Source organism: Sphingobacterium sp. HSC-15S19 (assembly GCF_050433745.1).
Taxonomy (GTDB): Bacteria; Bacteroidota; Bacteroidia; order Sphingobacteriales; family Sphingobacteriaceae; genus Sphingobacterium; species Sphingobacterium siyangense.
In genome coordinates, this window is the sequence record NZ_JBNPWQ010000017.1 from 92,182 (window position 1) to 106,861 (window position 14,680).

General features: G+C 40.8%; 12 protein-coding genes. 9 read left to right on the plus strand and 3 right to left on the minus strand.

Annotated features, from left to right (window positions below; all coding sequences use genetic code 11):
- The first annotated feature begins 2 nt into the window (after window positions 1-2).
- From L1283_RS15385 to L1283_RS15410, 6 genes are all read left to right on the plus strand, one after another.
- A complete protein-coding gene (locus L1283_RS15385) occupies window positions 3-1,415 on the plus strand; it encodes a glycogen synthase (protein ID WP_145327457.1) in 1,413 nt (470 codons plus the stop codon).
- A 6-nt stretch (window positions 1,416-1,421) separates the two neighbouring features.
- Complete coding sequence (locus L1283_RS15390) at window positions 1,422-2,705, plus strand: glucose-1-phosphate adenylyltransferase (protein ID WP_286849991.1); 1,284 nt, start codon at window positions 1,422-1,424, stop codon at window positions 2,703-2,705.
- A gap of 166 nt (window positions 2,706-2,871) precedes the next feature.
- The gene (locus L1283_RS15395; protein WP_088161069.1) at window positions 2,872-3,633 is read left to right on the plus strand and encodes a hypothetical protein; all 762 of its coding nucleotides are present in this window, start codon (window positions 2,872-2,874) and stop codon (window positions 3,631-3,633) included.
- A gap of 1 nt (window position 3,634) precedes the next feature.
- The gene (locus L1283_RS15400; RefSeq protein ID WP_286849988.1) at window positions 3,635-4,417 is read left to right on the plus strand and encodes a zinc-dependent peptidase; all 783 of its coding nucleotides are present in this window, start codon (window positions 3,635-3,637) and stop codon (window positions 4,415-4,417) included.
- A 129-nt stretch (window positions 4,418-4,546) separates the two neighbouring features.
- On the plus strand, window positions 4,547-6,328 hold the full coding sequence (locus L1283_RS15405; protein WP_286849986.1) for a DUF4091 domain-containing protein: 1,782 nt from the start codon (window positions 4,547-4,549) through the stop codon (window positions 6,326-6,328).
- 299 nt (window positions 6,329-6,627) lie between these two features.
- Entirely contained in the window at window positions 6,628-8,361 is a 1,734-nt protein-coding gene (locus L1283_RS15410) for a thiamine pyrophosphate-dependent enzyme (protein WP_286849983.1), read from the plus strand.
- A gap of 155 nt (window positions 8,362-8,516) precedes the next feature.
- Here the strand turns inward: L1283_RS15410 and L1283_RS15415 are convergent, their stop codons facing one another.
- Window positions 8,517-8,705, minus strand: a complete 189-nt coding sequence (locus L1283_RS15415) for a hypothetical protein (RefSeq protein WP_075992013.1) — start codon at window positions 8,703-8,705, stop codon at window positions 8,517-8,519.
- 265 nt (window positions 8,706-8,970) lie between these two features.
- Here L1283_RS15415 and L1283_RS15420 point away from each other — a divergent pair, with 265 nt between their 5' ends.
- Entirely contained in the window at window positions 8,971-9,459 is a 489-nt protein-coding gene (locus L1283_RS15420; protein WP_145327455.1) for a hypothetical protein, read from the plus strand.
- On the opposite strand, the gene L1283_RS15425 is transcribed toward L1283_RS15420, so the two are convergent.
- Window positions 9,442-9,825, minus strand: coding sequence for a diacylglycerol kinase (locus tag L1283_RS15425; RefSeq protein WP_286849981.1), 384 nt, complete (start codon window positions 9,823-9,825; stop codon window positions 9,442-9,444). The genes L1283_RS15420 and L1283_RS15425 overlap by 18 nt on opposite strands.
- 181 nt (window positions 9,826-10,006) lie before the next feature.
- On the opposite strand from L1283_RS15425, the gene L1283_RS15430 reads away from it, so the two are divergent.
- Entirely contained in the window at window positions 10,007-11,185 is a 1,179-nt protein-coding gene (locus L1283_RS15430; RefSeq protein WP_145327453.1) for a MalY/PatB family protein, read from the plus strand.
- 164 nt (window positions 11,186-11,349) lie between these two features.
- Here L1283_RS15430 and L1283_RS15435 read toward each other — a convergent pair whose 3' ends face one another.
- Window positions 11,350-13,512 carry a S46 family peptidase gene (locus tag L1283_RS15435; RefSeq protein WP_145327452.1) on the minus strand — a complete coding sequence of 721 codons (2,163 nt, stop codon included), beginning with the start codon at window positions 13,510-13,512 and terminating at the stop codon, window positions 11,350-11,352.
- A gap of 226 nt (window positions 13,513-13,738) precedes the next feature.
- Between L1283_RS15435 and L1283_RS15440 the strand changes: the two genes are divergently transcribed.
- The gene (locus L1283_RS15440) at window positions 13,739-14,677 is read left to right on the plus strand and encodes a hydrogen peroxide-inducible genes activator (protein WP_120334676.1); all 939 of its coding nucleotides are present in this window, start codon (window positions 13,739-13,741) and stop codon (window positions 14,675-14,677) included.
- The last annotated feature ends 3 nt before the right edge of the window (window positions 14,678-14,680 follow it).

Here is a 14,680-nt window from a genome sequence, read left to right on the forward strand (position 1 = left end):
GAATGAAAGTATTTCACTTGAGTGTAGAATGTTATCCCGTGGCCAAAGTAGGTGGTCTCGCGGATGTCGTGGGAGCGCTGCCCAAATACCAAACCAAGCTGGGCTGGGAGGCGGCGGTTGTCATGCCCTGGTATGATCGTCCTTTTGTTAGGGATCATGCTTTTAGCCTAGTTCATGAAGGTGCTTTTTATCAAGGATCTGAATTGCTGAGCTACGGCGTTTATAAGGAAGATCATCAGGTACTCGGTTTTGAGCTCTACTTGATTAAGATTCCAGGTAAACTCGATCGGCAGGAGGTGTATTGTTATCCCGATGAAGGCGAACAGTTTATCGCCTTTCAACATGCGGTATTGGCTTGGTTTAAGGATAAAGCTATAGTACCTGATATTGTGCATTGCCACGACCATCATGTCGGTTTGATGCCTTTTTTGATGAAGTATAGCAATGACTATAATTTTCTTGCCGATGTTAAAACGGTAGCCACCGTGCACAATGGGCAATATCAGGGTTGGACACATTGGAGCAAAGCTATTCTGTTGCCTGCTTTCGATAGCTGGAAATGGGGATTATTGGACTGGGATGGTTTAATTAACCCACTTGCGGCCCTAATTAAATGTTGCGATGCTTACACAACGGTATCTGAAGGTTACCTGGAAGAGCTCTATGTGGAAGCAAATGGCTTACAGCATCTATTTTATGATGAGCGAAATAAATCTGTCGGTATTGTCAATGGAATTGACTGGGAAATTTGGGATCCCAAAATTGATTATACCTTGTTCGAAAACTATGATGTTGTACAAGCTTTTTCCGGCAAATTGAAAAATAAGGAGGCTTTGGCGAAGCAGTATAAAATCAATCCAGATCGACCACTGCTTGTTTTTATCGGCCGATTTGCAACAGAAAAAGGAGCGGATTTACTACCGGAGATAATTTTGGATTTGACGGAGAAATATCGCGATAGATTAAGTATATTTATACTGGGTGCCGGAGACCCAGCGATCCAGTCGCGTGTGAAATCGCTCGTCGATGATGGAATTGATAATTTTGATGTATTCTTTGGTTATGATGAAAGCCTTGCCCATTGGCTTTATGCCAGTGCGGATTTTCTTTTAATGCCTTCTCGTGTTGAGCCCTGTGGGCTTAATCAGCTCTATGCGATGAAGTACGGTACATTGCCGATCGTGCATCAGGTGGGGGGATTAAAAGATACGGTAATCGATCTGAAAAATGATGGTTACGGTATAGGTTTTGATAGTTTGACAATCACTGAAATTAGTGCAGCGATTGTTCGGGCTATAAATTTTTACGACAGTAAAAAGCAGTTTGAGGAGAATCAACGTAAAATGATGCAGTTGGATTTTTCTTGGGATAAATCTGCAGCGAAGTATATAAGTCTATATAACCAAATAATGTAATTTGATATGTCACGTCATAATGTAGTAGCTATCGTCTTGGGCGGAGGAAGGGGCTCACGTCTGTATCCATTGACCGATCAACGGTCTAAGCCAGCGGTTCCCATTGCCGGGAAATATCGCTTGGTGGACATTCCCATCTCGAATTGTCTTAATTCGGGTTTTAACAAGATTTTTGTGTTGACACAATTCAATTCTTCGTCACTCAACTCCCACATTAAGAATACTTACAACTTTAGTATTTTTAGTAAGGGCTTTGTTGATATCCTGGCTGCCGAACAGACCAATGATGGCGATAAATGGTTCGAGGGTACGGCAGATGCCGTGCGGCGATCGTTTCGGAAGCTGGCTAGTATTGATTATGACTATGTACTGATTTTATCAGGGGATCAGCTGTATCAAATGGATTTTGATGCCCTGGTTGACTTTCATGTCGAAAACGAAGGCGACCTGACCATTGCGACTATTCCAGTAAACGCCAAAGATGCCACTGGTTTTGGAATACTGAAATCAGATGAAAAGAATCACATTACCTCTTTTATTGAGAAGCCGAATAGTGAGCAGCTGGTGGATTGGAGTTCAGAAGTGAGCGACCATTTAAAGGGTGAGGGTAGGGAATACCTGGCTTCTATGGGTATTTATGTTTTTTCAAAAGGCGTCCTGAAACGTATGCTTGAAGAGAATCGCGGAATGGATTTTGGAAAAGAAATTATTCCCGATGCAATTGATACGAATAGGGTGCTTAGCTATCAATTTGAGGGTTATTGGACAGACATCGGTACCATAGGTTCTTTCTATGAGGCCAACATTGGTTTGACTGATAATATTCCGGCCTTTAATCTGTTTGATAAAAATACGGTTTTCACCCGCCCAAGGATGTTGCCGCCTTCTAAAATTTCGGGCACAACATTGATCAATTCTGTCATTTCGGACGGCTGTATTATCCAAGCGGATAAAATAGATCGTTCCGTCGTGGGCGTTCGTTCGCGGATTGGTACAGGATCTGTGGTGCGCGGGACATATATGATGGGGTCTGACTATTATGAGGATCTCGTCGATATGGAGGATGCAAAGCGGAAAAATATACCTGTGGTGGGTGTTGGAGAACGCTGTTATATTGAGAATGCTATTTTGGATAAAAATTGTCGTATCGGCAACGATGTCCGGATCAATGGCGGACCTCATTTGATGAATGTCAATCATCCCACCTATACCATTTGTGACGGCATTGTTGTTATCAAAAAAAATGCGGTTATTCCAAACGGAACAACAATAGGATTGACAAGCCTATAAAATTTATAGAACAAGGGAGATAATATATTGTTATCATTGCAAGTTATTCTAATGGAAGTACCGCGAAATACGGCTAATCTACAGGCTCAATTTATAGGCAGATAGCAATAATTGTTTCGTGGTACTGTCTTTGCTGGCAAAGAGCATTTTAATATAATGAAATCGTATGCAATTGAGACAGGTTATCTCCCTTTTTTTTATACTGTTTGTCTTTGTAGGTTGTGATACCTCATTGATGGTTCAAGGTAGTGGTGTCTTACGTGATGCCTCGCGTAGATTTGAACTTCGTAACGGCAATCGAACAGTCGTTTACATTCCAATGCGGCATCTGGGTACACGTGTGTACTACGATCAAATCCAGCGTGCTGTAGATTCTCTTCAACATTCGGGCTATGTTGTTTTTTATGAAAGCATCGCTTATCAGGTGGATAGTGCGGCACAACGTGATCTGTATGACCGCAAATTTAGAAAGCTTACAGGCAATCGGCTAGGGTTGCAGCAATGTATTGAAATACCGGGCGATACCTCCCGGGTTCTTCGGGCACCCATGTACCGTAAACTGGGGCAGCGAATCATTAGTCAGCCCGATTATTCCTTTTTTCTGGTGAATTATGAAACGGCGGTGAATGCGGATATTCCCAAAAACAAATTGCTTGACGAGTTTGAATACCTGTATGGTGCGATCAACCTGGATGATTGTGATTACAAAACACCGCTCCAGGAACCTTATTCCTGCAAACCTATAAAAGCAGCATTAAAAAACAAATTTGATAAAGAATTTGTCATGAAAAAAAGGGAAGAGAACCTGGCTTCGTTAGTTGCTGACGCTCCACAGCAAAAGATTTTAATCTTATTTGGAACCTCACATTTTAAAGGCTTTTTGCGTAATTTGCAGGCTCGGGATCCCAAATGGATACAGATCAAATAATATGCTAGGAAAACTATTCATTATACTGCTTATACCAGTAACCATTTATGTTGTTTATTACCTGTTAAATCGTACGGCCAAAAATAGCAAAGCCATTAAACGTGTATTAAGCGACGAAGGCAAGGAAATTCTAGAAAAAGAAGTTGCCTATTACCGCAATCTGCCCACTGCGGACAAAGCGGAATTTGAAACCCGCTGTTTAAAATTTTTGGATACGGTCAAGATTGAAGGTGTGGGTGTAGCGGTTGAGCTGAAAGATTATATGATGATTGCCGCCAGTGCAATTATTCCAATATTTGCCTTTAAGAAATGGACTTATCCCAATTTGACCAATATTATGGTTTATCCTACCCAATTCAATACAGCCTATGAATTTGAAGGCCATGCTGACCGCAATATTATGGGTATGGTGGGTGAGGGAGCCATGAATGGACAAATGATATTGTCTAAATCGGCACTGGAGTATGGCTTTAAGAATCCAAAGGATGGACAGAATACAGCGATACACGAATTTGTGCACTTGATCGATAAAACCGATGGCACAGTGGATGGCATTCCCACACATTTGATGGATAAGGCTTCAGTCATTCCTTTTATGAATCTGATACGGGAAGAAATTACCAAGATAAAAGAAAATAAATCTGATATTGATGTATATGGCATGACCAATCCAGCTGAGTTTTTTGCGGTTGCGTCTGAATATTTCTTTGAGAACCCGGCGAAATTCAAGACCCATCATGCCGAGCTCTATAAAGCACTTTCTGAAATTTTTGAACAAAGTTAGTTATAGATAAATAAAATTTTAGTATTTTTAAGGCAAACCGAAGTTGTTTGCCTTTTTTCTGCGAGCACCCTGCTCCTGGGCTGGAAAGAAGATCATCGCTTCGCTAAAGTTTTGTTAATTATAACTGTTATGCCTAAAACTACAATTTATTCTTCTATTGCCCTGGCTTGTATGCTATTTTGTGGCAGTAATCCGGGATTTTCCCAGCAGCGTTTTGCTACAGGGACAACATTTACTGAAATGGCCGATCCCACAAAGGATACTTTATCCAACTGGTCGAATGTTAAAACCGGCCTACATGCTTCGTTTGTGTCGATAGACAAACGTTATCCCAAATCTGTTAATCCAAATCTGACAACACAACGTACAGCGGCTGTGGATGCTTGGAAAGGTGAACAAGTATCGGCGCAAGTATTGTTATGGACCAGTGCTGCCGCAGCAGATGTTGCTGTATCGGCAAGTGAATTAAAGTCTACAACAGGCAAGGTGATCGGTAGCGATGCGGTACAAGCACGTTTTGTTCGTTATGTCATGACTGACGAATTTGCAAGTGGTTGTGGCCATCGTAAACCAGAAGATTTTAAAGCTTCTCTTTCGGCAGATATGTTGGATGATCTGAAAAGCTATGACCTTGAAGCTAAGAAAGTCCGTCCTGTATGGATTACCGTAAAGGTTCCCAAGGAAGCTGCTGCTGGACAATATAAAACGACAATTTCGGTTAAGCAAAATGGTCAGGTAAAGGAACAGTTACAACTTACGGTCAATGTGCAAAATCATGTGCTGCCACCTGCATCCCAGTGGACTTATCATTTGGATCAATGGCAACACCCTTCGGCAGTTGCCCGCGTCAATAATGTGAAAATGTGGAGCGATGAGCATTTTGAAGCGTTGAAGCCTACCATGAAACAACTTGCAGCTGCAGGGCAAAAAGTGATTACTGCGACTTTAAATAAGGATGCCTGGAACGTACAGACCTATGATCCTTATGCGGATATGATCACCTGGAAGAAGGCAAAAGACGGTTCCTGGACCTATGATTATACTGTTTTTGATCGGTGGGTAAACTTTATGATGGACCTGGGGGTCAACAAACAGATCAATTGCTATTCGCTTTTACCATGGAATAACGAGGTACATTATTTTGATGAAAGTAAAAATGAACTGGTCAATGTTATTGCGAAGCCCGGTACAGCTATATTCGAGGAACTATGGACGCCTTTCTTAAAGGATTTTAGTAAACACATTACCGCAAAGGGCTGGTTAAAGATTACCAATATTGCCATGGATGAAAGAGGCCGGGAGGAAATGGATCCAGCAATAGCATTGTTGGAAAAAGTAGCACCCGAATTTGGTGTTGCATTTGCAGATAATCACAAAAGCTACCAACGCTATCATAAAAGTACCGATATCAGCGTTGCCGCTGGAGATCCTTTTGATCAGAAAGATCTCATTGAGCGACGTAAAAAAGGGTATATCACGACATTTTATGTTTGTTGTTCGGACGAATTCCCAAATCAATTCACGTTCTCTGATCCGGCAGAATCCACCTATATGGCTTGGTATGCGCTAGCGGCAGGCTTCGATGGAGCATTGCGTTGGGCATTTAACTCCTGGGTCAAAGATCCGCTGCATGATTCAAGGTTCCGTACCTGGCCAGCGGGAGACACTTATATTGTTTATCCACAAGGAAGAAGCTCTATCCGTTATGAGCGTATGTTGGAAGGTATTCAAGATTATACCAAAGTCGGCATTCTTAAAGTAAAGTTGGAGAAGTCAAAAGATCAAGCTAACCTTGCGAAGCTAAATGCAAAAATTGCAAAATTGAATACCGCTAAACGCTATGCGGACTGGAACAAAGATCTCAATGATGCGAAGCGTTTTGTCGATGAATTGTCGCGACAAATCAACTAAGGATTTATTAAGTCTATAATTTTAAAAAAGCTGTTTCAATCAATTTGAAACAGCTTTTTTGTTGATTACAATTTTTTTCTATTTTAAGTGCAGCGGATTATTGGCTGAAATTTTCGGGGCAGTGTCCTTGCTTCTCGTTGAGGCTATCCTTGCACATGCGATCATTTTATACGCTTGGGTAATACAGTATTGTTCAGGTAGTATCCCAAACCATTACGCTAAATTATTGTTGTTATTAAGTGGCGATAACATAATTTGCATAAGGTCGCTGTCACAAAATCTTAAATTATAGTATAAGTATGAAAAATGTAGCACACCAGATTGTGGGTCTTTTAAAGGATGCGGGAATTCAGCGTATTTATGCCGTAACGGGCGATAGTTTAAATTTTTTCAACGAAGCTGTTCATGCAGATGGAACGATGCAATGGATACATGTAAGACATGAGGAAGTGGGGGCATTTGCCGCAACGGCAGAGGCTGATTTGCACGGGATCGCCTGTTGTGCGGGAAGCAGTGGACCAGGACATGTGCATCTGATCAATGGGGTTTATGAAGCACACAAGACACGGGTACCCATGCTTGTGATCGCATCAACATGTGCTACATACGAATTTGGAACCGATTATTTTCAAGAAACAAATCCAATCAAATTGTTTGATGATTGTTCTTGCTACAATCAAATGATCACTCGACCAGAGCAGGTGCAACGTATGGTGCAAAATGCATTACAACAGGCTATCTCTAAACGGGATGTGGCGGTTATCGGTTTGCCTGGTGATGTATCAGAAATGGAAGCGGTTCAAATGAATACCTCTACCAAGGTGTTTTTTACCGAGCCGCAAATTAGACCTTCGGAGATGGAAATTGGGCGTTTAGCCCAATATATCAATCAAGCAGAAAAGATAACCTTGTTCTGTGGTGTGGGAGCCAAGAAAGCACAGCAGCAAATTGTAGCGTTATCACAAAAGATCCATGCGCCGGTGGGTTATTCATTTAAAGCAAAGTTGGATATTCAACGCGACAATCCCAATGAAATCGGTATGACTGGACTTTTGGGCATGGCGTCGGCATTTCAAAGCATGCACCATTCGGATCTTATTTTACTTTTGGGGACTGATTTTCCTTATAAGGATTTTATACCGACCAACAAAACCATTGTCCAGATTGATATTGAAGGTGAAAAGCTTGGTCGCAGATCCATCGTAGACTATGGGCTTGTGGGGGATATCGAGCATACCTTAAAAGCGGTATTGCCTTTTGTGGAAGCGCGTTCAGATACAAAATTTCTGGAGAAGCAGCTTGCATCCTATGCAAAGGTCAAGGAAGATCTCATGACTTATGTGGACGATTCGGGCAGTGAATGCGCGATACAGCCTGAATTTGTTGCGCATACCATTGATCAAAAAGCCAGTGATGATGCGATTTTTCTACTTGATACCGGGATGTGCTGTGTGTGGGGAGCACGTTATATTAATCAGCGAAAGGATCGTATCATGCTGGGGTCTTTTAACCATGGGTCTATGGCTAATGCCATGCCAATGGCTATTGGAGCGGCATTGACACATCCTGAACGTCAGGTTATTGCTTTTTGTGGTGATGGGGGACTATCCATGTTGTTGGGGGATCTCGCAACAATAAAACAATATAACTTACCGATTAAAATCATCGTCTTTAACAACCGTGCACTTGGTATGGTTAAATTAGAAATGCAGGTATCAGGTCTGAAAGATCAGGAAACCAATATGGTCAATCCAGATTTTGCGATGATCGCTCAAGCGATGGGAATACGCGCATTTACGGTGACTCAGCCCGAAGAAGTGGATGCTGTTATCACTGAAGCTCTTGGTATGACGGACGAGCCTGTCCTGATCGATATATTTACCAATCCCAATGCATTGGCTATGCCGCCCAAGATATCCTTCAGTCAAATGAAAGGGATGACAGAAAGTATGGCAAAATTAATGTTGTCGGGTAATTTCGAAGAAGTATGGGATACCATAAAGTCGAACTATAAACATTTGAAATCGCTTTAATCACTTGTGATATTCGAATTGTTAAACATATTAAAAGCCCCTCGAAGCATAACAGCGGAGGGGCTTGTTTTGTGTTAAAAGTGACTTGAATGTGTGGCTGTCAGACCATAAGATGCTGATCAGCGGATAGTCGAAATTTGGAGGAAAATGTTATCTCAACATTGACGTTGAACAAACCAAAGACTTTTAAGTAATTCTTCTTTACAGCGTCTCAGTTTTTCAACTTTGGATTCGGAAGAAATGGTAACTTGCTCTTTAACAATAATAGCCAAGTCTGTTTCAATGGACAATTTTGTGAGTGATGTACATCCACTATCAAATTTCTTAAAGCTTACATCTTTCATACTAATATTGGTTAAGAATTCCTGAATTTTATAGAGTACAATTTACTAATAAAAATTAGCTTTACAATAAGCCAGCAATAATTTTATTGTTACTAAATTGTTTATTTTTAATAGCTTATATCGTACTAAAATAGCCGAGTGTTATCTAACTTATAAACAATATTTGCTTGCTTTTTGTTTTTTGAATTTTAAATTTTTAAATGTTAGTTATTTAAAACAAAATTTCTTTTGAATTGCTATCTATACTATCAAACAAAAAAACACGATGAGAATAATAAATTTTGGATTTATAGTGTTGCTGTGTTGCGCTGCTTGCCATCAGGAACAAAAAAAACAGGATGCTTCCACGAAACTCAATGACACTGTTCAGCGTACTCAACCTTTGGATACGGGGAGGTTTCTTACGGGAAAGAGTACCTATCAATACCTTAAAAATGGCGATACCATTTCATTATCAATCACTGTTGATGGAGAAAAGGTACAGGGTGATCTAAGCTATGCCTGGAAGGAAAAAGATCGTAATAAGGGACATATTGATGGTGTCTTGAAGGGGGATATTTTAACTGCCGATTATACTTTTTCTTCTGAGGGACAGGAGTCGGTCCGCCAGGTGATATTTAAACTATCCAAGGAGCGTGCACTGGAAGGTTATGGTGCGATGGAGGAGAAGGCTGGAAAAATGACTTTTGCCGATCCTAAAAAGATAGCTTTTGATGAGAAATTTGCCTTAGAAAATTTAGCGAAGGGCCAATGAGATCAGCTTGGGAATAAAAATTAAGAGGCCGATCAATAGTGCAGTGATGCTGCTGATCATCACTGCCGCTGCGGTAACATCTTTAATCTTTTTTATGTTTGGATTCTTTTCTGGACAGATAAAGTCGGCTATATTTTCCAATGCGGTATTTAACAATTCACAGACAAATACAAAACCAATGGAAAAGAGTACAGCAATCCATTCGTGGGTACTTATGTGAAGCACAAATGACAGGATAATGGCAATAATGGCCGCTATACAATGCACCCTGAAATTATGTTCTTCCTGCCAGGCTGTTTTTAGCCCACTGAAGGCATAGTGAAAACTCTTTAATCTAGCACGAAATGAAAAGTTGTTTTTGGCCATAGTTGTCCTACTATTTTCTGTAAAGATAGCGCTTTCTGCTTATCTAGGCATACTGGATTTTTTATTGTATTTAGTCCGAGCTATTCCTTTGCCATATCCATCTGATCCGCTTTCTTGTTCATCCTTTTTACTTTATGGGGCTTTTATTACAAATGCAGCCTAATTTTGAGTAAATTGCTGTATGATCTATAATTTTGATAAAACGATTGTTCGTCGTGGTACCGATTCGGTCAAATGGAATCAACATGATTATGACGATTTGATTCCACTCTGGGTTGCGGATATGGACTTTCCAGCAGCACAACCTGTTGTGGATGCGCTTGCGCAGCGGGTTCAACATGCTGTATATGGGTATGCTACTATTCCAACAGCTTTTTACAGCGCGGTTATGAGCTGGTCTTCGCAGCGGCATAAATTTGTACTTCAGCCGGAATGGATACTTCCTGTGATCGGTGTCGTACCGGCGCTTTCGGCTTTGGTTGGCGCATTTACCTCACCCGGTGACAAGGTTTTGGTTCAAGAGCCTGTATATCATTGTTTTTTTTCCTCAATAGAACGCAATCAAGCCGAGGTGGTTTCCAATGACTTGATTTACCGCAATGGTGAGTATGCTATTGATTTTGAAGATTTTGAATATAAAGCAAGTGATCCGAAAGTCAAGTTATTTATTTTATGTAGCCCACATAACCCCGCTGGCCGTGTTTGGACTAGAGCTGAGCTTGAACGTCTCGGTGAAATCTGTTTGCGGCACCAGGTCTTAGTCATTTCGGATGAAATTCATTGCGATCTGGTATTTGAGGGCCATACACATATTCCTTTTGGAAGCATCAGTGCAGCCTTTTTGGCGAATTCGATTACCTGTGTAGCTCCGAGTAAAACCTTTAATTTGGCAGGACTCCAGGTCGCTACGGTCTTCGTGGCCGATCCTGAACTCAAAAGGAAAGTGCAGCAGGCTTTCTTAGCCAACGAGATAAGTAGCATAAGTCCCTTTGCTATTACAGGCCTGATCGCAGCGTATGAGTCGGGTGGGGAATGGTTGGATCAAGCTTTAAGCTACATTCATGCGAATTATGTTTATCTGAAAGGCTTTATGGCTGAATACCTGCCTGCTTTGCATGTCCTTCCTTTGGAGGGCACTTATCTGGTATGGGTAGATTGCGCGGCTTTGGGGATTTCAAGTCGAAAATTGGGACAGCTCTTATTGGACGAGGCACATGTACAGGTCAATGTCGGTGCGATGTATGGCAAGGGGAGTGACGCCTTTATTCGCCTCAATATTGCTTGTTCAAGGGAAGTCTTGACAACAGGCTTGTTGCGTTTGAAGACTGTTTTCTCCTCTTTACTGCAAGGAGCAAAATAGCATACGAATAGATGCTGCGTTAGTAGATGAATAGGTTCTGATTTACGGAGAGTTCTTCGTTCATAGGATCATGCCGCCGAGCGAAAAGGAAATAGCGTAATGAACAAAAAAATCCGCCGTATCTCTCGATGCAGCGGATTTTTTGAGGTTTGTTTTAGCCCCTATTAAATACCCATTTCTTTCAGAATGAAATGCGCGTTGTCAATTTTATCGGCAACCCAGAGGACATAACGAATGTCGACTCCGATGGATCTGCTGTAACTCTCGTTCCAAGCGAAATCATTAATTGTTGCGTCATAAGCACGGTCAAAATTTACACCGATTAATTCACCATTGGCATTCATTATTGGAGATCCTGAATTTCCCCCTGTAGTATCCATATCATATAAGATATTGACCGGCACAGATCCCAGATCTTTTTGAAGATAAGGACCAAAATTTTTATTGAGGTAAGCAGTCTTGATTTCTTGTGGATAGTCAAATTCTGCTAAACCAAGATTTCCTTTTTGAATGATTCCTTCGATTGTGGTGAATGGCTTCATATAAGTTGCATCAGCAGGAGAGTAGCCTTTGATGTGCCCATACGTCAGACGTAAGGTTGAGTTTGCATCAGGAATAAAGTTTTTGGCCTGAAAAATTTCCTTGACGGCAACATAATCGCCCATTAATTTGTTCAGTACCCCTTCACGTCTTTTTTGTTCAGCAGCGAACTGGACAATATCATTGTTCAATTTGCCCTGGAAATCCAATAATTTGTCGTCAAATTTCTGAAGTGCATCGGCATTGGCCAAGACAGTATTCAGTATGTAATTTTGATCGGCAAGTTTACTGTTCTGAATAATCTCTGTTGCAAATTCTTGTGCAGTAGCCGTATTAAATTGCAATTTCTGAATGGATGCCAATTGATTTTTACCTTGGAATGCAATGGCATCTTCCAACATTCTGGAGAAAATACGCTGATCAGCCTGTTTATTGTAGCTTTCGTAGGTTTCTTTAACAGCGGTTTTTAATTTTTCGATATTCAGATCGAAAAGCTGCTTGGCAGCTTGGGAAGATTTTTCCTTTGCCAAGTTGGTTTTCAGAACGTTCAGGTCGCGGGCTACTTTCAATAAGCTCGTACTATTGTAAATATTATTGATCCAAAGTTCTTTCAGGGCATCTTGATCGCTCAGCTGATAATAGGCGTCAATATCAGTGAGCAGACTTCCATATTTGTTTTTCAGTTCGGGTTTACTTAAGATAAACGCTGCCAGTGCTTCGTCTTCTTGTTTTTTTGTCGATAGCAAGTCGATTCCTCGTAAGCCTTTGAGTTTACCACGATAGTTTTTCAATACATTCGCATTACGTTTTATGCGTGTTGCCAAGGACAAGGCGATATCGGTATTGTCTTTTCCTGCTTCCTCCATCTGTTTATTTTGGAAATCATACAGGTTGGATACGTAAGGCAAAAGATATTCTTGTTGATATTGAATATATTGTGCTGGTCTGTGTCGGAATGTTTTTCCGGGATAACCAAGGATAAAGGTGAAATCATTCTCCCGTACGCCATTTGGATTGACTTTAAGGTGTTTTTTTGGCTGGTAAGGGACGTTGTCTTTAGAATAAGGTGCAGATTTTCCGTTTTTGCCGACATAAGCTCTCAGAAAAGAATAATCTCCCGTGTGGCGTGGCCATACCCAGTTATCTGTCTCTCCACCAAATTCGCCGATGTTTTGACGTGGAATATAAACTAAACGAACGTCTTCGATTGTTTTATAACGGAATAGGACATAACTTTTACCGATAAACATTTCCGATACTTCAGCTTTAATCGTGGGATCTTCTTTTTCCGCTTGTTTAACCAGTTCTTGTTGTTTACGTTTGATCGTATTGATACGCTCTACTGGGTCGTTGATGTTGGCGACAGCATTTAATATTTTAGCAGAAACATCCTCATAAGAATCGGTAATTCTTATTTTTAATCCTTTTGCTTCAATTTCCTGTTCTTGATTTTGGGCTACAAACCCGTTTTTTAGGTAATTGTTGATTGCTGTACTGGCAAGTTGAACGGCAGAAAAAGCGCAGTGGTGATTGGTAATGATTAAACCACGGTTTGAGACAAACGACCCTGTACATCCACTGACTTGAACCAGGGCATCTACCAGTCCGACCTGACCGGGATTGTAGATATCTTTCTCACTGATCTTTAACCCAGCTTTCTTCAATCCAGCTCTATTTAATTCGCTCAATGGAAACATTCCCTCATCGGGATTTGCCTTGCTATAAGGACTGTTTGCCATGGTTAAGAATAAAGCTAGTGCAATTGTCGTACGATTTATAAACTTCATAGGATTTTAACTATCAACTGTTGTAAATCTCCAAATTTAAGAAAAGCATTTTGATGAAATCGATTTTTTATGTGAACTAATGTAACAATAGTGGATATACTGGACCTTTTTGGCAAGGTATTTATTGTATAATCGGCAGGCCAAATGCTCCTGTTGACTTTAATTATAAAGGATTTGACATTGGTTTACGACAGGATTCGTAATTTTGTGCTTTAAAGATAGTAAGATGACCTTAATCCAACTGGAATATATTATAGCTGTTGATACCTACCGAAGTTTTGTTGCAGCTGCAGAAAAATGTTTTGTCACGCAACCTACGTTGAGCATGCAAATACAAAAACTTGAAGAGTCTTTAGGGGCTAAAATCTTCGACCGGAGCCGTCAGCCTGTTGTTCCTACAGAAATCGGCGAGAAAATTATTCTTCAAGCTCGATTGGTGTTGACGGAAAGCCGAAAGATCAATGAGATCGTACAGGATAAAAAAGGGGAAATTGAGGGTACACTAAGGGTCGGTGTTATCCCGACAATCGCACCTTATTTACTTCCGAATGTGCTGACCACATTTATGGAGAAATATCCGAAGCTTCAATTGCAGATTTGGGAATATACAACAGAACGGATTGTGCATGAATTGAAGGTCGGACTTCTGGACTGTGGTGTGCTATCTACTCCCTTAAATGACCCGGGGATTTTGGAATCACCCTTATTTTACGAAAATTTTGTCGCTTATATTTCAGCCAATAGCCCACTGTTTCCCAAAAAAATACTGAGTGGTGATGATATTGCCGATGATAAACTTTGGTTGCTCAATGAGGGACATTGTATGCGCGGGCAGGTGCTTAATATTTGTCATCATAAACATAATCAAGATCTTACAGGGCGATTTGAGTATAATACGGGTAGCGTAGAGACTTTAAAACGTATGGTAGATATCAACGACGGAATCACGATATTGCCTGAGTTGTCGATTTGGGATTATTCCGATGAACAATTGGATAGAATCCGTTATTTCAAATCACCGGAACCAGTACGGGAGATATCATTGGTGACGACGCAAAATTATGTAAAGAGACATGCAATTCAGGCCTTAGAAAAAGAAATATTGGCCGTAGTACCCGATAAATTCAAAACAAAAAAGAAAAAGGAAGTGTTGAGCTTTCAATAGGAC